Raw genomic sequence first — 18308 nt, forward strand, 5'->3', positions numbered from 1 at the left:
GTCGGACCCCGGCGTTGACCTCAAGTCCACTGGAGGTCTTACGTTCCTCCCATGAGCATGGAAGCCACCGCGTGGACGCAGCTCCACAACGTCATGAACGCGCAAGCGGACCGACGCCCCTTCGACCGAGCCACCCTGCGGCGCATCGCCGCGTTCGCCCGACCGCACCGGCGCCGGGTCGCCCTCTTCATGGTCCTGAGCGTGGCGACGGCGCTGCTCGCGGTCGCCACCCCGATCCTGGCCGGCCGCGTCGTGAACGCGATCGTGGCCGGAAAGGAAGGGGGCACCGTCACGCGGCTGTCCCTGCTCATCGCCGTGATCGCCGTGGCGGAGGCGGCGCTCGGCCTGGTCGGCCGGTGGCTCTCGGCCAACCTCGGCGAAGGGCTGATCCTGGATCTGCGCACCGCCGTCTTCGACCATGTGCAACGCATGCCGATCGCGTTCTTCACCCGCACCCGCACCGGCGCGCTCGTCAGCCGCCTCAACAACGACGTCATCGGAGCCCAACGCGCCTTCAGCAACACCCTGTCCGGCGTCGTCAGCAATGTCGTGACGCTGCTCCTCACCCTCGGCGTGATGCTCTCCATCTCCTGGCAGATCACCGTGCTCGCGCTGGTACTGCTGCCGGTGTTCGTACTGCCCGCGCGCCGCATGGGTGCCCGGATGGCGCGGCTCCAGCGCGAGGCGGCGGCGCACAACGCCGCGATGGGAACCCGGATGACCGAGCGCTTCTCCGCCCCCGGCGCCACACTGATCAAGCTCTTCGGCCGGCCCGCCGACGAATCCGCCGAGTTCGCCGCCAGAGCGGGCCGGGTGCGTGACATCGGGGTGCGTACGGCCATGGCCCAGTCCGCGTTCATCACCGCCCTCACCCTGGTGTCGGCTCTGGCGCTCGCCCTCGTCTACGGGCTCGGCGGGTTCTACGCGCTGCGCGGGCAACTGGACGCGGGCGCGGTCGTCGCCCTCGCCCTGCTGCTGACCCGGCTGTACGCGCCGCTCACCTCCCTCGCCGGGGCACGCGTCGAGGTGATGAGCGCCCTCGTCAGCTTCGAGCGGGTCTTCGAGGTCCTCGACCTCAAGCCGCTCATCGACCAGAAGCCGGACGCGCGGACGGTCCCTCAGGGCCCGGTGGCCGTGGAGTTCGACCAGGTCCGGTTCGGCTACCCGTCCGCCGACAAGGTCTCCCTCGCCTCGCTCGAGGACGTCGCGACCCTCGACACCCGAGGCGGCGGCGAAGTGCTGCGCGGGGTCTCCTTCCGCGCCGAACCCGGCCAGACGGTGGCGCTCGTCGGCTCGTCCGGCGCGGGCAAGTCGACGATCGCGCAACTGCTGCCGCGCCTGTACGACACGGACGGGGGTTCCGTACGCATCGGCGGCATCGACGTACGCGATCTGTCCGCCGACACCCTGCGCGACACCCTCGGCATGGTGACGCAGGACGGTCACCTGTTCCACGAGTCGGTCCGCGCCAACCTCCTGCTCGCCCGGCCCGAAGCCACCGAGGAGGACCTCTGGGACGCGCTGCGCCGCTCACGCCTGGACGGTCTGGTCGCCTCACTGCCCGACGGGCTCGACACCGTCGTCGGCGAACGCGGCTACCGGCTCTCCGGCGGCGAACGCCAGCGGCTGACGATCGCCCGGCTGCTCCTGGCCCGCCAGCGCGTCGTCATCCTGGACGAGGCCACCGCCCACCTGGACAACACCTCCGAGGCCGCGGTGCAGGAGGCGCTCACCGAAGCGCTGGCCGGACGTACCGCGATCGTGATCGCCCACCGGCTCTCCACCGTACGGGCGGCCGACCTGATCCTGGTCGTGGAGAACGGGCAGATCACGGAGCGGGGAACCCATGAAGAACTCCTCGCGGCGGGCGGACGGTACGAGGAGCTCTACCGCACCCAGTTCGAGAGTCCCGGCGCGGAGCCCGCGGAGCTCGGCTGACCGCCGCCACCGTCGCCCACCGCGCCCGCGGCGGTGTCGAGAAGGCCGGTGCCGGGACCCGCGCCCGGCGCCGTCCGCGCGCAGGCGGGCCGATCCCCGCCCCGGGACCGGGGGAGGAGCCCGTCACCGGGGAACCGCCGAGCGACGCACACCGGGTGCGCATCGAGGGGGCTCACGTGACGGGCGTCTCTGGCGCCCGAAAACCAACGGCGTTAATTTGGGCGCGGGTGGCACCGTCCGCAATCCGTGTCCGGGAGGAACAGCCATGAAGGCCCACGACGGCATGTACATCGACGGGACCTGGCGGCCCGCCGCGGGACGGGACACCATCGCGGTCGTGAATCCGGCGGACGAACAGGTCATCGCCCATGTCTCGGCGGGAACGGCCGAGGACGTCGACGCCGCGGTACGCGCCGCCCGCGCCGCTCTTCCCGCCTGGGCCGCCACCGCACCCGCCGAGCGCGCCGCGCGGATCGGGGCCCTGCGCGACGTGCTGGCCGCCCGCCAGGACGAGATCGCGGAGACGGTCACCGCCGAACTGGGCTCACCGCTCCCGCTGTCGCGCACGGTGCACGCGGGTCTGCCGGTCCTGGTCGCCGGTTCGTACGCGGAGCTGGCCGCCTCGTACGCCTTCGAGGAGAAGCACGGCAACTCCACCGTCCTGCTGGAGCCCGTCGGTGTCGTCGGGGCCATCACCCCGTGGAACTACCCGCTGCACCAGATCGTCGCCAAGGTCGCACCCGCACTCGCCGCGGGGTGCACGATCGTCCTCAAGCCCGCCGAGGACACCCCGCTCACCGCCCAGCTCTTCGCGGAGGCCACCGAGGAGGCCGGTCTGCCCGCCGGTGTCTTCAACCTGGTCACCGGCCTCGGCCCGGTCGCCGGACAGGCCCTCGCCGCGCACGAGGACGTCGACCTGGTCTCCTTCACCGGCTCCACCGCCGTCGGGAAGCAGATCGGCGCCGTCGCGGGCGGGGCGGTCAAGCGCGTCGCCCTGGAGCTCGGCGGCAAGTCCGCCAACGTCATCCTGCCCTCCGCCGATCTGGCTCGGGCCGTCAATGTCGGCGTCGCCAACGTGATGTCCAACTCCGGCCAGACGTGCAGCGCCTGGAGCCGGATGCTGGTCGACAGCGAGCGCTACGAGGAGGCCGTCGCCCTCGCCGCCACCGCCGTCGCCAAGTACGTGCCGGGGGAGCGGGTCGGCCCCGTCGTCAACGCCAAGCAGCAGGCCCGGGTGCGCGGTTACATCGAGAAGGGCATCGAGGAGGGTGCCCGCCTCGTCGCAGGCGGACCCGAAGCCCCTTGCGAGCAGGGCTACTTCGTCAGCCCCACCGTGTTCGCCGACGTGACCCCGGAGATGACCACCGCCCAGGAGGAGATCTTCGGCCCGGTCGTCTCGATCATGAAGTACGAGGACGAGGACGACGCACTCCGGATCGCCAACGGCACGGTGTACGGTCTCGCGGGCGCCGTCTGGGCCGCCGACGACGCGACGGCCGTCGCGTTCGCCCGCCGGATGGACACCGGGCAGGTCGACATCAACGGCGGCCGGTTCAACCCGCTCGCCCCGTTCGGCGGGTACAAGCAGTCCGGCGTGGGCCGCGAACTCGGTCCGCACGGGCTCGCGGAGTACCTGCAGACCAAGTCCTTCCAGTTCTGACCTTCCCGACCCCGCTCGCTCGCTGCCGACCGTCAAGGAGCCCGTTCGTGGTCCGCGCCGCCGTACTGCCCGCCGTCGGAGCTCCCCTGGAGATCACCGACATCGAACTCCCGGAGCCCGGCCCCGGCCAGGTGCGTGTCCGTCTCGCCGCCGCGGGGGTCTGCCACTCCGACCTCTCGCTGTCCGACGGCACCATGCGGGTGCCCGTACCCGCCGTCCTCGGGCATGAGGGCGCGGGCACGGTCGTCTCGGTCGGTGAGGGCGTCACCCATGTCGCACCCGGTGACGGGGTCGTGCTCAACTGGGCGCCTTCCTGCGGAAGTTGTCACCACTGCGGGATCGGTGAGGTCTGGCTCTGCGCCGACGCCCTGTCCGGTGCGGCGGGCATCCACGCCCGTACCGCCGACGGCACGGCACTCCATCCCGGCCTGAACGTGGCCGCGTTCGCCGAGGAGACCGTCGTCGTCTTCGGCATCGGCGGGGTGGGCCTCGCCGTGCTCCAGGCCGCCCGGATCGCCGGCGCCTCGAAGATCATCGCGGTCGATGTGTCCCCCGCGAAGGAGGAACTGGCTCGGCGGGCGGGCGCCACCGACTTCGTGCTCGCCTCCGACACCACCCCTCGCGCGATCCGCAAGCTCACCGACGGCCACGGCGCGGACGTGGCGGTCGAGTGCGTCGGGCGGCCCGTCACCATCCGCGGCGCCTGGGACTCCACCCGCCGCGGCGGCCGCACCACGGTCGTCGGCATCGGCGGCAAGGACCAAACGGTGTCCTTCAACGCCCTGGAGATCTTCCACTGGGGCCGCTCGCTGACGGGTTGTGTGTACGGGAACAGCGATCCGGCCCGTGACCTGCCGGTCCTCGCCGAACACATCCGGGCGGGCAGGTTCGACCTGTCCATGATGGTCACCGAGCGGATCGCGCTGGACGGCATCCCCACGGCCTTCGGCCACATGATCGAGGGCCGGGGCGGTCGCGCGCTCGTGGTGTTCTGAGCCCCATTCCGGTGTTCCGAGCCGTGGGGGCGGGCGGAAGCCCGCCCGCCCCCGGCCGGAGTCGAACCACACCGGCACCCCTGGACCGTCCGGCGTGATCACAGGCACCCGTGCCTCGTCGGTCTCGTGGGTCCGGTTCTCGTCCCGTCGCAGGTCGTGCGGCTCCTCGACCTGGCCGTCAGGGGTTTCGCCGTGTCCGCGGGCTGCGGATCCCCGCACGAGGTTCCGGAATCACGGTGGGTGTCGTGGCCTCGGGCGACTTCGGCTGCGAGCGCGCTGTCACTGCATGTTCTGCACGTGCGGGTGGTCGTAGGAAGCGGTGCACACGTACAGCTGCAGGCTGTGGCCACGGCCGATGTTGAGCTGCGTGGCACGGGCCGGGCCGAGGAAGTGCAGACCGGTGTAGCCGGCATCCTCGACCGGTCGCCAGCTCCCGCTGCCGCCGTCCCACTCGCTGCCGTCGATGGTGAGCAGCGGGCGGACGTCCGAGCCGCACTCGGGGCAGGCCATGGGGAACGGCTCCTCCTACGGCCGGCCGGTTCCTTGGCGCTGCGTGTCATGCCGGGGTCCCTCCACCGGCCGTGCCGGCTTCTTCCGCGTCGGGCCGGTGCCCGTACGCAACCGGGAGACCGCCACCCCGGCCAGGCAGAGCAGACCCCCGCCGACGGCCAGCGGCGCCGGTACCTCGTCCAGCAGCAGCCAGGACATCAGCACCACCAGGGCGGGCACCGCGTAGGTGGTGGCGCCCATCCGTCCCGCGGTGGTCCTGGCGAGTGCGTAGGCCCAGGTGGTGAACGCCAGCGCGGTCGGGAAGAGGCCCAGGTAGACCATGTTGAGGGTCGCGGACAGGGGTGCTTCGGCCACGTCGGAGACCAGCGCGCCGGCGAACGGCAGACAGCCGACGGCTCCGACCAGGCAGCCGAATGTGGTGATCTGCAGCGCGGAGCCGTACTGCAGCGCGGGCTTCTGGCCGACCACCCCCAGGGCATACGCCGCCGCGGCCAGCAGACAGAGCACCACGCCGAGCACCGATGTCCTTCCGTGCCCCGACATCGAGAGCCCGACCACCGCGGCGCCCGCGAACGACACGGCCATGCCCGTCAGCAGCCTGCCGGACAGCGCCTCCCCGAGCATCCCGGCGCCGAGCAGCGCGATCAGGAGCGGACCGATGTTCACCACCATCGCGGCCGTGCCCGCGTCGACCTGCTGCTCACCCCAGTTGAGGAGCACCATATAAAGGCCGAACCAGAGCAGCCCGGACTTCAGGATCCCGGGCCAGGCGGCCCGCGGCGGTATCCCCTCGCGCCGCAGCAGCAGGAGCGCGCCGAGCGCCAGGGAGCCCGTGAGCAGCCGGCCGAGCGCGAGCGCGCCGGGCGAGTAGGCCTCGCCGGCGCTGCGGATGGAGACGAAGGCGGAGGCCCAGAGCAGCACGGTGGTGCAGGCCGCGGCGGGGGCCCGCCAGTCACGGGGTGCCGAGGGCGTCGTCGTCGGGTCGGGTGTCGTCGTCATGGAGCCGACCGTAGGGCAGCGACCGTTCGGCCCCTACCGAATTGCCGACGCCTCGATGCCGAGGTGCTCGTACAGCGCCCGTTCCCCGGCCGGTGTCGCCTTCACCGCGCGCCCGGACCCGATCCGGACGCACCAGCCGGAGTCCAGCACGTGCCGGCACAGCGCGGCGCCCGCGACGCCCGCCAGATGCGGCCTGCGCTCCGTCCAGTCCAGACAGCTCCGTACGAGCGGACGCCGCGTCCTCGGTTCCAGCGCGATGCCCCGTGCCTCGAACCAGCCGAGGCCGTCGTCGGTGAGTGCGAAGCCGGTGTCCTGCTCCAGCAGCCCCCGGTCGGTCATGGCATCGGCGATCGCGATGCCGATGCGGCCCGCGAGGTGGTCGTAACAGGTGCGTCCGCGGGCCAGCGCGCTGCCCGCGCCGCTCGCGCCCAGGGAGCGCGGCCGCTCGGCCGTGGAGCCGGGGACCGCCTGGGCCGCCAGATCCTCGACGAGGTGCGCGGTCCGCTCGTCGGCGAGCCGCAGATAGCGGTGGCGGCCCTGGCGCTCCTCGGCCAGCAGCCCGCCCGCGACGAGCTTGCCGAGATGTTCGCTGGCGGTGGACGGTGCCACCGAGGCGTGCCTGGCCAGCTCGCCCGCGGTCCAGGCGCGGCCGTCGAGCAGGGCCAGGCAGAAGGTGGCGCGGGTCTCGTCGGCGAGGAGCGCGGCCAGGGCGGCGAGCCGGGGCGCGGCCGGGTCGGGGTGTGCCATGCGTGCCATGTTTTCCAGGATGCGTCAGGAACGCTTCGGTGCCGGCCGAACGGTCCCGGCGATTGCGAGCTGCTCGTACTGGAGGGAGAGCCCGTCGATCAGGGCCCGCAGCCCGGTCTCGAACGCCCCCTCGTCGACCTTCTGGCGGCGTTCGGCCAGCAGGTGGGCCTGACCGAGGTGCGGATAGTCCGCCGGGTCGTACGCCGTCTCGTCGTCGACGAAGCCGCGGGCGAACGAACCGAGGGCCGAGCCGGTGATGAAGTAACGCATGAGGGCCCCGATGTACGTCGCCTGGGCCGGCGGCCAGCCCGCCCTCACCATGGCGCCGAAGACCGCGTCGGCGACCCGCAGCCCGGCCGGGCGGCGGCCGGGCCCCTGGGCGAGCACCGGGACGATGTGCGGGTGCTCGGTGAGCGCCGCACGATAGGAGACGGCCCAGTCGTGCAGGGCGGCGCGCCAGCCGCGAGTGTCCGACGCGTCGAGCATCGACAGATCGACCTGGGCGGAAACGGCGTCCGCGACCGCCTCCAGGATCTCGTCCTTGTTGCGGAAGTGGTTGTAGAGCGAGGGTCCGCTGACCCCGAGTTCGGCGGCGAGCCGACGGGTGGAGACGGCGTCGAGCCCCTCGGAGTCCACGAGTGCGCTCGCCGTCTCGACGATCCGGTCTCTGCTGAGCAGGGGCGTGCGCGGTCGGGCCATGCGGCACATAGTAGGGCCTGTGCACAGAAAACTAGCAGTGCTAATCAACGTGGAGAGCCGAAGGATGAACCTGGAACCCGACGAGGAGCAGGAGGCCGTCCGGCAGCCCGCCAGGGGACTTCGTCGCCCATGAGATCGCTCCTCACGCCGTGGAGTGGGACCGGACCGAGAACATCGACGAGTCGATCGTGAAGAAGCTGGGCTCGGTCGGGTTCCTCGGGCTGACCGTGCCCGAGGAGTGCGCGATGCCCGGGTGATGACGCCGTACGAGGGCGCCGGCCAGATCCGGAAGCTCGTCATCGGCCGCGCGCTGACGGGGGTCTCCGCCTTCTGAGCCCCACGGTTCCCGGCCGCTTCGTCGAACGGGAGTCTGAGTACCGGACTGAGTACGGGGACGGATGTGGCGCACACCACGTCGGCCGATGCTGGGCGCCATGAGTGAGACAACATCGGTCAAGCAGCAGAGCACCGCGGCCTTCTACGGCCAGGCCGTCGCGTCCTTCGGGGTGGCGATGGCCGCGGTGGCACTCGGTATCTACTCACTGGACGCCGACGCCTGGGTCCGCGGATTCCTCGCGATCGGCGTCCTCTACCTCGTCACCTCCTGCTTCACCCTGGCCAAGGTCATCCGTGACCGTCAGGAGGCGGGGCGGATCGTCAGCCGCGTCGACCAGGCCCGGCTGGAGAAGATCCTCGCCGAGCACGACCCCTTCCAGAAGCTCTGACGATCCCGCCGGACAGGCTCTAAGCGCTTGCTCAGGTTCGGGGTATGGTGTTCGTCCTGCTGACGAGAGGGGCGAGTGACGATGAGCACGGCGGAGGAGACCGACGGCGACGGCGCGCCGTGGGCCGAGGTGACACCCGAGGCGGCCAGGCGGCTCCTCGTCGCCGCCGTCGACGCCTTCGCCGAGCGCGGCTACCACGCCACCACCACCCGTGACATCGCCGGCCGGGCGGGGATGAGTCCCGCCGCGCTCTACATCCACTACAAGACGAAGGAAGAGCTGCTCCACCGGATCAGCAGAATCGGTCACGACCGTGCACTGTTCGTCCTGGAGGCCGCCGCCGACGGCGACGGCACGGCCGCCGAACGGCTGGCCGAGGCCGTGCGGTCCTTCGTCCGCTGGCACGCCGAGCGGCACACCACGGCCCGCGTGGTCCAGTACGAGCTCGACGCCCTCGGCGAGGAGCACCGCGCCGAGATCGTCGAGCTGCGCCGCAGGAGCGACGCCGTGGTGCGCCGGATCATCAGCGAGGGCGTGCGGGCCGGGGAGTTCGACGTCCCCGACATCCCGGGCACCACGCTCGCGGTGCTCTCGCTCTGCATCGACGTGGCGCGCTGGTTCAACGCGCAGGGCAGCCGCACGCCGGACGAGGTCGGTGAGCTGTACGCCGGCCTCGTGCTGCGCATGGTCGCCGCCGAGCGGTGACGCCCACCGGTCGCGTCGTCGGAAGCGGGGGCGCGGCTCAGAAGTAGTAGCGCGACACCGACTCGGCCACGCACACCGGCTTGTCGCCGCCCTCGCGCTCGACAGTGACGACGGCGGTGACCTGCACACCGCCCCCGGCCTCCTCGACGCTCCTCAGGACGGCGGTCGCGCGCAGCCGGGAGCCCACGGGCACGGTGGACGGGAAGCGGACCTTGTTCGTCCCGTAGTTGATGCCCATCTTCATGCCCTCGACCCGCATGACCTGCGGCACCAGGGCCGGCAGCAGCGAGAGCGTGAGGTAGCCGTGCGCGATCGTCGTGCCGAACGGTCCGGTCGCGGCCCGCTCCGGGTCCACGTGGATCCACTGGTGGTCGCCCGTGGCCTCGGCGAAGAGGTCGATCCTCTTCTGATCGATCTCCAGCCACTCGCTGTGGCCCAGCTGCTCGCCCACTCCGTCGCGCAGCTCCTGTGCGGACGTGAAGATCCTCGGCTCTGCCATGTCCCTGCCCTTCCAGCTCTCGGCCATCCGGCGTGCCTGTCCAAGCGCTTGCTCAGCATGGTTGCCGGGTGCGTTCCTGTCAACGACGGACCGGCCGGGGGCGGGCACGTAGGGTGGGAGGGGTGCCCCAGATCCCACAGACACTTCATGAACTCACGGTCGGCCAGCTCTCCGCGCGAAGCGGGGCCGCCGTTTCGGCCCTGCACTTCTACGAGGCCAAGGGCCTGATCAGCAGCCGCCGCACCAGTGGCAATCAGCGCCGCTACACCAGGGACGCGTTGCGCAGGGTCGCGTTCGTCCGTGCGGCGCAGCGGGTCGGAATCCCGCTCGCCACCATCCGGGACGCCCTCGCCGAACTCCCGGAGGAACGCACCCCGAACCGCGACGACTGGGCACGGCTCTCGGCTGCGTGGCGCTCCGAACTGGATGAGCGCATCGAGCAGTTGGCTCGGCTTCGGGATCACCTCACCGACTGCATCGGCTGCGGCTGCCTGTCGCTGGAGAACTGTGTGCTCTCCAACCCGAACGACGTGTCGGGCCGACGGATCAGCGGCTCGCGCCTGATGCCGGAGCGCCCGTCGGCCGACTCCCGGTAGCGGCGCGGGCCCGCCCCATCGGGCGCCGGGCGGGCCGCCGGACGCTCCCGCCGCCCGTCACGCCGCCGACGCCAGGTCCCGGTGCCGCGCGTTCCGGGCCTTCCGCAGCGCCCCCGGCGCGAGCACCGGCTGCGGCACCAGGATCCCGCACCCCGCACAGACCGGCCCCGACCACGGCTCGGACCGCAGGTCCGGCCGCCAGGTGATCTCGGCGCCCGCGCACACCGGGCAGACCGTCCCCGGCTCCGACTCCAGGGCGGCGATCAGCCGGCCGAGAACCTCGGCGAGGGGTGCCGAGGGGTGAACCGTCGGATCCTCGCAGCGCGCGACCCCGTACCCGCCCCAGGTGCGCCGGTGCCAGTCGTCGAACGCACCGGGCCTGCGCAGTCCTTCGTGCTTCTCCCGCCTGCGGCGCTCGGCGAACCCCGTCTCGTATCCGAGCCAGACGGCCCGCGCCGCCTCCAGTTCGTCCAGTGCGCGCACCAGTCGCGCGGGATCGGGGGACCGGTCCTCGGGCTCGATCCCGTGCCGGACGCACAGGTGGTCCCAGGTCGCCCGATGCCCGTAAGGGGCGAACCTCTCCAGGCACTTGCGCAGCGAATACCGTCGCAGCGCCAGGTCGCCCAGCGGATCGCGGACCTGTCTCGCAAGACTCCGGAATCCGGCCATTGCACCGTCACCTCCGTCGCTCGTACTTCGGCGTCAAGTAATGGACGTACGACTGCCCGTTCCGGATCCACCGATGTGCGACGACGTCCACGATCCGGGACGTCCCACCGTCGTGAGGTCCGCGGCTGCGCATGTGACGATTCGGAAAAGGTGACTGTTGTTCACCTCAACGGTCGGTCATACCGCCGGTAACCTCCGGCGCATCGGCCTCTCGGAGGAGCACGCATGCCCCCACGCACCGTCAAGTTCAGAGCCGCCACCGTCGCGGCGGTTCTCGCGCTCGGCACCACCCTGCTCGCGGCCTCGCCGCAGTCCGGCGCCGCGGCGGCGGAACCAGCCCCCGTGACCGACTACTGCCAGGGGCAGTGCGACGACATCCTGCCACCCGGCGAGAACGGCAACGCCACCCTGGTCGACATCCTCGGCAACAAGGCGTTCGGTACGCACCCCGCCCACAGCGACGATCAACTCGACCGCTACAACGGCCTGGTGGCCGGACACGCCGGTCTCACCGACCAGAAGCTGACCGATTTCTTCAACGACGCCTCGTTCGGTGTTCCCAAGGACCAGATCGAGTCCGTCACCTCGCCGCGCGACGACGTCACCATCACCCGTGACAAGGCGTCCGGTGTCCCGCACATCAAGGGAACCACCCGCTACGGCACCGAGTTCGGCGCCGGATTCGCCGCCGGGCAGGACCGGCTCTGGCTGATGGACCTCTTCCGGCACATCGGACGCGGTGAACTCACCTCGTTCGCCGGCGGCGCACTGGCCAACCAGGGCCTGGAGCAGCAGTTCTGGCCGCAGGCGCCGTACACCGAGGCGGATCTCGAAGCGCAGGTCGAGTACATCCGGACCCACGAGGGCGACCGCGGCGAACAGGCCATGGCGGACGCCCAGGCGTATGTCGACGGCATCAACGCGTACCGCGAGAAGTCCAAGAAGGGCCGGTACTTCCCCGGCGAGTACGTGCTCACCGGCAAGATAGACGCCATCACCAACATCGGGGAGATCCAGCCGTTCAAGCTGACGGACCTGATCTCCATCGCCTCCGTGGTCGGCGGTCAGTTCGGCGGAGGCGGCGGCGGCGAGGTGCAGGCGGCGCTCTCGCTGCTCTCCGCGCAGCAGAAGTACGGCGTCGCCGAGGGCACCAAGGTCTGGGAGTCGTTCCGCCAGCGCGAGGACCCCGAGGCCGTACTGACGATCCATGACGGCACGGCGTTCCCGTACGCGGGCAAGCCCGCCACGGCGCGTGGCACCGCGCTGCCCGACGCCGGGTCCGTCACGGCCGAACCCCTGATCCACGACCGGACCGGCTCCGCGGGCACCGACAGGAAGGCCCCCGTCAAGGCCCCGGCCGCGCTCAGGAAGGCCCAGGGCATCTACGACGACGGGGTCGTCCCCGAGGGCTCGCTGCCCGGCTCCGGTTCCGGCGCCCAGAAGCGCGGCATGTCCAACGCCCTGCTGGTCTCCGGCAAGCACACCGCCGGCGGAAACCCGATCGCCGTGTTCGGGCCGCAGACCGGCTACTTCGCCCCGCAGCTGATGATGCTCCAGGAGCTCCAGGGTCCCGGCATCAGCGCCCGCGGCGTCTCCTTCGCCGGCGTCGGCATGTACATCCAGATGGGCCGCGGCCAGGACTACGCCTGGAGCGCCACCTCGGCCGGTCAGGACATCACCGACACCTACGCCATCGACCTGTGCGAGCCCGACGGCTCCGCACCCACCAAGGACTCCACGCACTACCTCTACCGCGGCACCTGCACCGCCATGGAGACCCTGGAGCGCACCAACTCCTGGACGCCGACCGTCGCCGACTCCACGGCGAAGGGCTCCTACCGGATGCAGGTCCGGCGCACGAACTACGGCATCGTCACCCACCGTGCCACCGTGGGCGGCAAGCCCGTCGCGTACACCTCGCTGCGCACCACCTACCGGCACGAAGCCGACTCGATCATCGGTTTCCAGATGCTCAACGACCCCGCGTACGTCAAGGACGCCGCCTCCTTCCAGCGGGCGGCGAGCAACATCGACTACGCGTTCAACTGGTTCTACGCCGACTCCCGCACCGCCGCGTACTACAACAGCGGCATGAACCCGGTGCGCGCGGCGGGCGTCGACCCGGCGCTGCCGGTGAAGGCCGAGCGGGCCTACGAGTGGAAGGGGTACGACCCGGCCGCCAACACCGCCGCGTACACCCCGTTCGCCGAGCACCCGCACTCCAGCGGCCAGGACTACTACGTCTCCTGGAACAACAAGCAGGCCAAGGGGTATGCCGCCGCGGGCTTCGGGCTCGGCGCGGTGCACCGGGCCGATCTGCTGGACGACCGGGTGGCGAAGCTGGTCGAGGAGGGCGGCGTGACCCGCGCCTCCCTCACCCGGGCGATGGCCCAGGCCGCGGTCACCGATCTGCGCGGCGAGCAGCTGCTGCCCGAACTGCTGAAGGTGATCCGTTCCCGGCCGGTCACCGACCCGGAACTGAACGCCGCCGTACAGCAGTTGGAGTCCTGGCGGGCGGCCGGCTCGCAGCGCAGGGAGAGCAGTCCCGGATCGCACGCGTACACCTACGCCGACGCGGTACGGATCATGGACGCGTGGTGGCCGAAGCTGGTCGAGGCCGAATTCCGGCCGGGCCTCGGCGACGGGCTGTACGAGGCGCTGACCGCCAACCTCGCCACCGACGAGTCCCCTGCGGCCGGCCACGGACCGAGCGGGGCGCACAGCGGTTCGGCGTTCCAGTACGGCTGGTGGGGCTTCGTGGACAAGGACCTGCGCCGGGTCCTCGGACAGCCCGTCAAGGGACCACTGGCCAAGGCGTACTGCGGGAACGGCGACCTGGCCGGCTGCCGCGACGCGCTGCTGTCCTCCCTGAAGCGGGCCGCGGCCGAGCCGGCGGCGGAGGTCTACCCGGGCGACGACAACTGCAAGGCCGGCGAGCAGTGGTGCTCGGACTCGATCGTCCACCGGCCGCTGGGCGGCATCGCCCAGAAGTCCGTCCACTGGCAGAACCGCCCGACCTACCAGCAGGCGGTGGAGTTCCCCGCCCACCGGTAGGCCGTCCGCGGACCGTCCGCCCTTCGGGGACGGAACGCGTGCGCCGGGTGGGCCCGGACTCCCGGACCCACCCGGCTCCACCGTGTCACCGGTACTGGAGATACCTCTTGCGGACCGACCGGAACGCGGCGAGGTCCTTCGCCCAGGCCCCGACCACCTCATCCGTGTCCGCCCCCGCGTCGATCATCGTGCGGACCCGGGTGTTGCCGGTGAGCTTGTCGATCCAGTTGTCCGAGCGCCACTCGAACCCGCTCCAGGTCCGTTTCGCCGTCACCAGCAGCGCGATCCCGGTGCGTACCGGGTCGAAGGCCGCACGGTCGTGGACGTGCAGCTGCAGCCCGCCGACCGTCTTGCCCTGGAACTTGGAGAACGTCGGCGCGAAGTACGCCTCGCGGAACGCGACCCCCGGCAGACCGAGCGCGTTCACGGCCGCCGCCCAGCGGTGGTCGATGCCCTCCGCGCCGAGCAGTTCGAACGGCCGGGTGGTGCCGCGCCCCTCGGAGAGGTTCGTCCCCTCGAACAGGCAGGTCCCCGAGTACACCAGCGCGGTGTCCGGCGTCGGCATGTTGGGGCTCGGCGGCACCCAGGGCAGCCCGGTCGTGTCGAAGAAGTCCGAGCGCTTCCACCCCGACATCTTCACGATGCGCAGGTCCACCGGCCGCTGGGTCAGGAACTCCGCGTTGAAGAGCAGCGCCAGCTCGGTGACCGTCATGCCGTGCGCCTGCGCGATCTCCCGCCGGCCCACGAACGTGGCGAAGGCCGGGTCGAGCACCGGTCCGAGCGCCGCCCGCCCGGTCACCGGGTTCGGCCGGTCCAGGACGACGAACCGCTTGCCCGCGAGAGCCGCCGCCTCCATGCAGTCGTACAGCGTCCAGATGTACGTGTAGAAGCGGGCTCCGGCGTCCTGGATGTCGAAGACGATCGTGTCCACACCGGACGCGGTGAAGACGTCCGCGAGCGGCTGACCGCTCTTCAGATACGTGTCGTAAACCGGGAGTCCGGTCGCCGGATCGTCGTAGCGTCCCTCCGAACCGCCCGCCTGCGCGGTGCCGCGGAACCCGTGCTCGGGCCCGAAGACCGCGACCAGGTCCACCCGCTCGTCCGGGTGCATCACATCGACGATGTGGCGTACTCCCCCACTCTCGGCTCCGCTCGAGCGGGAGGGGCCCCCTGAGGTGATCCCGGTCGGGTTGGTGACGACCCCGACCTTCTGCCCCTTCAACAGCGCGTAGCCGTCCGCGGCCAGCCGGTCGAAGCCGGTGAGGACCCGGCTCTGCCCCTTGCCGGTGGCGGGGGCGGCGCTCGCGCCCCCGGTCCCGGCGGCCGTCGCCGCGAGGGCCCCCACCGCACCGCCGGCGGCCAGCAAACCACGTCTGGACAGGCTCATTCGGCTACCTCCATGATCGCGACCTCTGTCATGGTCACGCACGCTAGCGCGCGTTCAGGCCATACGGAATGAGCCGGACGCGACGGGTGTGACAGGAGTGGCGTCCAAGCGGCGTCAACCTCTTCCACTGCGACATACCGACTGGTTAGTCTGCCGGTGCAGTCGGCTGAGAGAGGCGGGACCCGATGAGCACGGTGCACGGCGCGGGCGTAGTGGTCACAGGGGCCGGAGGCGGCATCGGAGCCGCCCTGGCCCGCCGGTTCGCCGCGGAAGGCGCACGGGTCGTGGTCAACGACCTCGACGAGGCCGGGATCGGTCCGCTGGCCGAGGAGATCGGTGCCACGGCCGTCGCCGGTGACGCCTCACGGATCGTGGACGCCGCCCGGGACGCGCTGGACGGCACCGTCGACATCTACTGCGCCAACGCGGGCCTCGCCTCGCCCGGCGACGCCTTCGCCGACGAGGAGGTCTGGGCCGCCGCCTGGGACGTCAATGTGATGGCCCATGTCCGTGCTGCCAGGGCGCTGCTGCCCGACTGGCTGGAGCGCGGCAGCGGCCGCTTCGTCTCGACCGCCTCGGCCGCCGGACTGCTGACGATGATCGGCGCCGCACCGTACAGCGTCACCAAGCACGGTGCCGTCGCCTTCGCCGAATGGCTCTCGCTCACCTACCGCCATCGCGGCGTCAAGGTCCACGCGATCTGCCCGCAGGGCGTGCGCACGGACATGCTCACCGCCGCCGGATCGGCCGGCGAGCTCGTCCTCGTCCCCGGCGCCATCGAGCCCGAGGCGGTCGCCGACGCGCTCTTCGACGCCATGGCCGAGGACCGCTTCCTCGTCCTGCCGCACCCCGAGGTCGCCGGGTACTACCGGGCCCGCACCAAGGACACCGACCACTGGCTCGGCAACATGAACCACCTCCAGCGGAAGTGGGAGGAGTCCGGCGCATGACCGAGTCCAGCTACCCGGCCGAACCCTGGATCCCGCTGCTCGGCGACGGGGTGCCCGGCGCGCTCTACGTCGTCGACCGGAAGAAGGACCTGATCAACGCCTCCGGCTCCGAGATCTGGTCGCGTGAGGTGGAGGACGTCCTCCGCACCCGCCCGGCGGTCAGGGAGGCGGCCGTCGTCAGCGAGGTCGAGATCCTGGCCGGACTCCCGAAGGCGGCGAGTGGGAAGATCCTCAGGTGGGAACCGCGTTCCCCCCGATAGACCGTCTCGGGCATGACGGACCGCTTCACGCACGGTGGTCCGCCCCACGCACAGCACGGATTCGCGCACGGTACGGAAGGAAGGTGGCGGCAATGGCCAAGGCGACGGACGGGGAGACGCCTCCCGTCCCTCAGCGGCTGCTGGCCGCCGCCACCCGGCTCTTCGCCGAGCGGGGCTACGACCGGACCTCCGTCCAGGAGATCGTCGAGGCGGCGGGCGTCACCAAGGGCGCCCTCTACCACTACTTCGGTTCCAAGGAGGACCTCCTCCAGGAGGTCTACGCCCGGGTGCTCCGGCTCCAGCAGGAACGCCTCGACGCCTTCGCCGACGCCGACGCCCCGGTCGAACAGCGGCTGCGGGACGCCGCCGCGGACGTGGTCGTCACGACCATCGAGAACCTCGACGACGCCTCGATCTTCTTCCGGTCCATGCACCATCTCAGCCCGGAGAAGAACAAGCAGGTGAGGGTCGAGCGACGCCGCTACCACGAGCGCTTCCGGGCCCTGGTGGAGGAGGGCCAGCGCAGTGGAGTGTTCTCCACGGCCACCCCGGCGGACCTGATCGTCGACTACCACTTCGGCTCGGTGCACCATCTGTCGACCTGGTACCGCCCCGACGGCCCGCTCAGCCAGCAGGAGGTCGCCGACCACCTGGCCGATCTGCTGCTGCGTGCCCTGCGCCCCTGAGGGCTCTCCCGCAGTCACCCCCGTCCGGGTCGGGCCGGGCTCGCGTCGCCGGTGCCCGGGGCCCGTCAGGTGGTCAGCCGGCCGAGGAGCGCCTGCGCCGCGGGGTTGCGCGGGCGGGGCGCCCTCCCCGCGAGCACCACCGTCCGCCCGGGTTCCGGCTGGCGGATGCCGACACACGGCAGCCCCGCGTCCTCACCGATCCGGCGCGGCACGATCGCCACCCCGATCCCGGCCCGTACGAGTTCGACGAGCAGCCGGATCTGGGTGACGTCACAGGTGATCCGGCGCTCCAGCCCGCAGTGCGCGGCCAGCCGCCGCACCGCGGTCTCCAGACCGGTGCCCGCGCGGAAGTCCACGAACGGCTCGTCGGCGAGATCCTTGATCAGGGTGCGTCCGGCCGCGGCCAGCCGGTGACCCGGCGCGGTGATCAGCACCAGGTCCTCGTGCCAGGTCGCGAACCCGACGATGCCCTCGGGGAGTTCGGCCGCGTCCGGCGCGACGAAGGCGAGGTCCAGCTCACCGGCCCGCACCCCCGCGACCAGCTCCGGCGTCGTCGCCTCGCGCAGCGAGATCTGCACCCCCGGCCAGAGCCGGTGGTACGCGGCCAGCTCGGCCGCCAGGTCCACGCAGGTCAGCGTCTGGATGGTGCCGATACGCACGCGTCCGGCCGTCAGCCCCGACACGGCGGCCACCGCGTGCCGCCCGGCCTGGGCCCCGGCGAGCACCGAGCGGGCCGACGGCAGCAGCGCCCGGCCCGCCTCGGTCAGGATCACCCGCCGGCCGGTCCGGTCGAACAACTCGGCACCCAGCTCCCGTTCCAGGTTGCGTACGGATGTGCTCAGCGCGGACTGGACGATCAGCTCCGCACGAGCGGCGGCGGTGAACGTGCCGTGCGTGACCACCGCCATGAAGTGGCGGAGCTGGCGAATCTCCATCCATCCACGATATCGATGACAGCCAGCTGAACCATCTGTTGGACCGACCTCCGGAACGGGTCGAAGCTGGTTGTATGACTCACATCCAGCGGTCCGCGCACGTCCCCGCGCTCTGGGCGGCGGCCTACGGCCCGCGCCACGGACCGGCTGTCCGCCTTGCCGCCCGGTGCCTGTTGCGTGTGAGGGCCTTCGCGCGCGACCTGGCCCTGGCGGATCACGTGCCGTTCGGCGGCTACTGACGGCGGAGAGGCGAATTTTGTTGGTGGGGCCGGGAACGACCCGGTTAGCATCCGA

At 71.5% G+C, this 18308-nt stretch carries 18 protein-coding genes and 2 pseudogenes; 12 read left to right on the forward strand and 8 right to left on the reverse strand.

The features are described from left to right. Positions 1-51: 51 nt before the first annotated feature. From ACIQCZ_RS25845 to ACIQCZ_RS25855, 3 genes are all read left to right on the forward strand, one after another. Positions 52-1938, forward strand: coding sequence for an ABC transporter ATP-binding protein (locus ACIQCZ_RS25845; protein WP_402285213.1), 1887 nt, complete (start codon positions 52-54; stop codon positions 1936-1938). A 265-nt stretch (positions 1939-2203) separates the two neighbouring features. Beyond that, positions 2204-3598: an aldehyde dehydrogenase family protein gene (locus tag ACIQCZ_RS25850; RefSeq protein WP_402285214.1), complete on the forward strand. Its 1395-nt coding sequence runs from the start codon at positions 2204-2206 to the stop codon at positions 3596-3598. A 47-nt stretch (positions 3599-3645) separates the two neighbouring features. Beyond that, the gene (locus ACIQCZ_RS25855) at positions 3646-4593 is read left to right on the forward strand and encodes a zinc-binding dehydrogenase (protein ID WP_402285216.1); all 948 of its coding nucleotides are present in this window, start codon (positions 3646-3648) and stop codon (positions 4591-4593) included. Between the two features lie 279 nt (positions 4594-4872). Here the strand turns inward: ACIQCZ_RS25855 and ACIQCZ_RS25860 are convergent, their stop codons facing one another. The 4 genes from ACIQCZ_RS25860 to ACIQCZ_RS25875 are packed head-to-tail and all read right to left on the reverse strand — an operon-like array spanning position 4873 to position 7548. Next, positions 4873-5103, reverse strand: a complete 231-nt coding sequence (locus tag ACIQCZ_RS25860) for a hypothetical protein (protein WP_402285218.1) — start codon at positions 5101-5103, stop codon at positions 4873-4875. Positions 5104-5118: 15 nt separating this feature from the next. Then, entirely contained in the window at positions 5119-6102 is a 984-nt protein-coding gene (locus ACIQCZ_RS25865) for a DMT family transporter (RefSeq protein WP_402285220.1), read from the reverse strand. A gap of 33 nt (positions 6103-6135) precedes the next feature. After that, entirely contained in the window at positions 6136-6858 is a 723-nt protein-coding gene (locus ACIQCZ_RS25870) for an ArsR/SmtB family transcription factor (RefSeq protein WP_402285222.1), read from the reverse strand. 15 nt (positions 6859-6873) lie between these two features. After that, on the reverse strand, positions 6874-7548 hold the full coding sequence (locus ACIQCZ_RS25875) for a TetR/AcrR family transcriptional regulator (protein WP_402285224.1): 675 nt from the start codon (positions 7546-7548) through the stop codon (positions 6874-6876). Positions 7549-7612: 64 nt separating this feature from the next. Here ACIQCZ_RS25875 and ACIQCZ_RS25880 point away from each other — a divergent pair. The 3 genes and pseudogenes from ACIQCZ_RS25880 to ACIQCZ_RS25890 all read left to right on the forward strand — a co-directional run. Next, a pseudogene (locus ACIQCZ_RS25880) lies at positions 7613-7787 on the forward strand (acyl-CoA dehydrogenase family protein); the annotation flags it as partial. Between the two features lie 195 nt (positions 7788-7982). Further along, positions 7983-8273, forward strand: coding sequence for a YiaA/YiaB family inner membrane protein (locus tag ACIQCZ_RS25885; protein ID WP_402285225.1), 291 nt, complete (start codon positions 7983-7985; stop codon positions 8271-8273). A gap of 81 nt (positions 8274-8354) precedes the next feature. Beyond that, complete coding sequence (locus ACIQCZ_RS25890; protein ID WP_365690923.1) at positions 8355-8978, forward strand: TetR/AcrR family transcriptional regulator; 624 nt, start codon at positions 8355-8357, stop codon at positions 8976-8978. Positions 8979-9015: 37 nt separating this feature from the next. On the opposite strand, the gene ACIQCZ_RS25895 is transcribed toward ACIQCZ_RS25890, so the two are convergent. Then, a complete protein-coding gene (locus ACIQCZ_RS25895; protein ID WP_402285227.1) occupies positions 9016-9477 on the reverse strand; it encodes a MaoC family dehydratase in 462 nt (153 codons plus the stop codon). 122 nt (positions 9478-9599) lie between these two features. Between ACIQCZ_RS25895 and soxR the strand changes: the two genes are divergently transcribed. Next, on the forward strand, positions 9600-10073 hold the full coding sequence (gene soxR / locus ACIQCZ_RS25900; protein ID WP_351074866.1) for a redox-sensitive transcriptional activator SoxR: 474 nt from the start codon (positions 9600-9602) through the stop codon (positions 10071-10073). A 57-nt stretch (positions 10074-10130) separates the two neighbouring features. Here soxR and ACIQCZ_RS25905 read toward each other — a convergent pair whose 3' ends face one another. Then, complete coding sequence (locus ACIQCZ_RS25905; RefSeq protein WP_402285228.1) at positions 10131-10742, reverse strand: hypothetical protein; 612 nt, start codon at positions 10740-10742, stop codon at positions 10131-10133. A gap of 225 nt (positions 10743-10967) precedes the next feature. Here ACIQCZ_RS25905 and ACIQCZ_RS25910 point away from each other — a divergent pair, with 225 nt between their 5' ends. Beyond that, positions 10968-13796: a penicillin acylase family protein gene (locus ACIQCZ_RS25910; protein WP_402285230.1), complete on the forward strand. Its 2829-nt coding sequence runs from the start codon at positions 10968-10970 to the stop codon at positions 13794-13796. Between the two features lie 85 nt (positions 13797-13881). Here the strand turns inward: ACIQCZ_RS25910 and ACIQCZ_RS25915 are convergent, their stop codons facing one another. Beyond that, positions 13882-15183, reverse strand: a complete 1302-nt coding sequence (locus tag ACIQCZ_RS25915) for an exo-beta-N-acetylmuramidase NamZ domain-containing protein (protein ID WP_402285232.1) — start codon at positions 15181-15183, stop codon at positions 13882-13884. Positions 15184-15368: 185 nt separating this feature from the next. On the opposite strand from ACIQCZ_RS25915, the gene ACIQCZ_RS25920 reads away from it, so the two are divergent. From ACIQCZ_RS25920 to ACIQCZ_RS25930, 3 genes and pseudogenes are all read left to right on the forward strand, one after another. After that, complete coding sequence (locus ACIQCZ_RS25920) at positions 15369-16133, forward strand: SDR family oxidoreductase (RefSeq protein ID WP_402285234.1); 765 nt, start codon at positions 15369-15371, stop codon at positions 16131-16133. Between the two features lie 56 nt (positions 16134-16189). Then, positions 16190-16393 (forward strand): annotated as a pseudogene (locus ACIQCZ_RS25925) (long-chain fatty acid--CoA ligase); the annotation flags it as partial. Between the two features lie 92 nt (positions 16394-16485). Then, on the forward strand, positions 16486-17079 hold the full coding sequence (locus tag ACIQCZ_RS25930; protein ID WP_351074876.1) for a TetR/AcrR family transcriptional regulator: 594 nt from the start codon (positions 16486-16488) through the stop codon (positions 17077-17079). A 65-nt stretch (positions 17080-17144) separates the two neighbouring features. On the opposite strand, the gene ACIQCZ_RS25935 is transcribed toward ACIQCZ_RS25930, so the two are convergent. Next, complete coding sequence (locus ACIQCZ_RS25935; protein ID WP_402285236.1) at positions 17145-18014, reverse strand: LysR family transcriptional regulator; 870 nt, start codon at positions 18012-18014, stop codon at positions 17145-17147. Positions 18015-18088: 74 nt separating this feature from the next. Between ACIQCZ_RS25935 and ACIQCZ_RS25940 the strand changes: the two genes are divergently transcribed. Continuing rightward, positions 18089-18253 (forward strand): hypothetical protein, encoded by a 165-nt coding sequence (locus ACIQCZ_RS25940; RefSeq protein ID WP_376208660.1) that lies wholly within the window; start codon positions 18089-18091, stop codon positions 18251-18253. Positions 18254-18308: the final 55 nt, after the last annotated feature.

Source organism: Streptomyces sp. NPDC093149, assembly GCF_044754145.1.
GTDB lineage: Bacteria > Actinomycetota > Actinomycetes > Streptomycetales > Streptomycetaceae > Streptomyces.

Bases quoted from the DNA above. Each gene is read 5' to 3' on its own strand.
- ACIQCZ_RS25845 (WP_402285213.1), top strand. From the start codon at position 52: ATGAGCATGGAAGCCACCGCGTGGACGCAGCTCCACAACGTCATGAAC.
- ACIQCZ_RS25850 (WP_402285214.1), top strand. From the start codon at position 2,204: ATGAAGGCCCACGACGGCATGTACATCGACGGGACCTGGCGGCCCGCC.
- ACIQCZ_RS25860 (WP_402285218.1), bottom strand. From the start codon at position 5,103: ATGGCCTGCCCCGAGTGCGGCTCGGACGTCCGCCCGCTGCTCACCATC.
- ACIQCZ_RS25865 (WP_402285220.1), bottom strand. From the start codon at position 6,102: ATGACGACGACACCCGACCCGACGACGACGCCCTCGGCACCCCGTGAC.
- ACIQCZ_RS25870 (WP_402285222.1), bottom strand. From the start codon at position 6,858: ATGGCACGCATGGCACACCCCGACCCGGCCGCGCCCCGGCTCGCCGCC.
- ACIQCZ_RS25875 (WP_402285224.1), bottom strand. From the start codon at position 7,548: ATGGCCCGACCGCGCACGCCCCTGCTCAGCAGAGACCGGATCGTCGAG.
- ACIQCZ_RS25885 (WP_402285225.1), top strand. From the start codon at position 7,983: ATGAGTGAGACAACATCGGTCAAGCAGCAGAGCACCGCGGCCTTCTAC.
- ACIQCZ_RS25890 (WP_365690923.1), top strand. From the start codon at position 8,355: ATGAGCACGGCGGAGGAGACCGACGGCGACGGCGCGCCGTGGGCCGAG.
- ACIQCZ_RS25895 (WP_402285227.1), bottom strand. From the start codon at position 9,477: ATGGCAGAGCCGAGGATCTTCACGTCCGCACAGGAGCTGCGCGACGGA.
- ACIQCZ_RS25905 (WP_402285228.1), bottom strand. From the start codon at position 10,742: ATGGCCGGATTCCGGAGTCTTGCGAGACAGGTCCGCGATCCGCTGGGC.
- ACIQCZ_RS25910 (WP_402285230.1), top strand. From the start codon at position 10,968: ATGCCCCCACGCACCGTCAAGTTCAGAGCCGCCACCGTCGCGGCGGTT.
- ACIQCZ_RS25915 (WP_402285232.1), bottom strand. From the start codon at position 15,183: ATGAGCCTGTCCAGACGTGGTTTGCTGGCCGCCGGCGGTGCGGTGGGG.
- ACIQCZ_RS25920 (WP_402285234.1), top strand. From the start codon at position 15,369: ATGAGCACGGTGCACGGCGCGGGCGTAGTGGTCACAGGGGCCGGAGGC.
- ACIQCZ_RS25930 (WP_351074876.1), top strand. From the start codon at position 16,486: ATGGCCAAGGCGACGGACGGGGAGACGCCTCCCGTCCCTCAGCGGCTG.
- ACIQCZ_RS25935 (WP_402285236.1), bottom strand. From the start codon at position 18,014: ATGGAGATTCGCCAGCTCCGCCACTTCATGGCGGTGGTCACGCACGGC.
- ACIQCZ_RS25940 (WP_376208660.1), top strand. From the start codon at position 18,089: ATGACTCACATCCAGCGGTCCGCGCACGTCCCCGCGCTCTGGGCGGCG.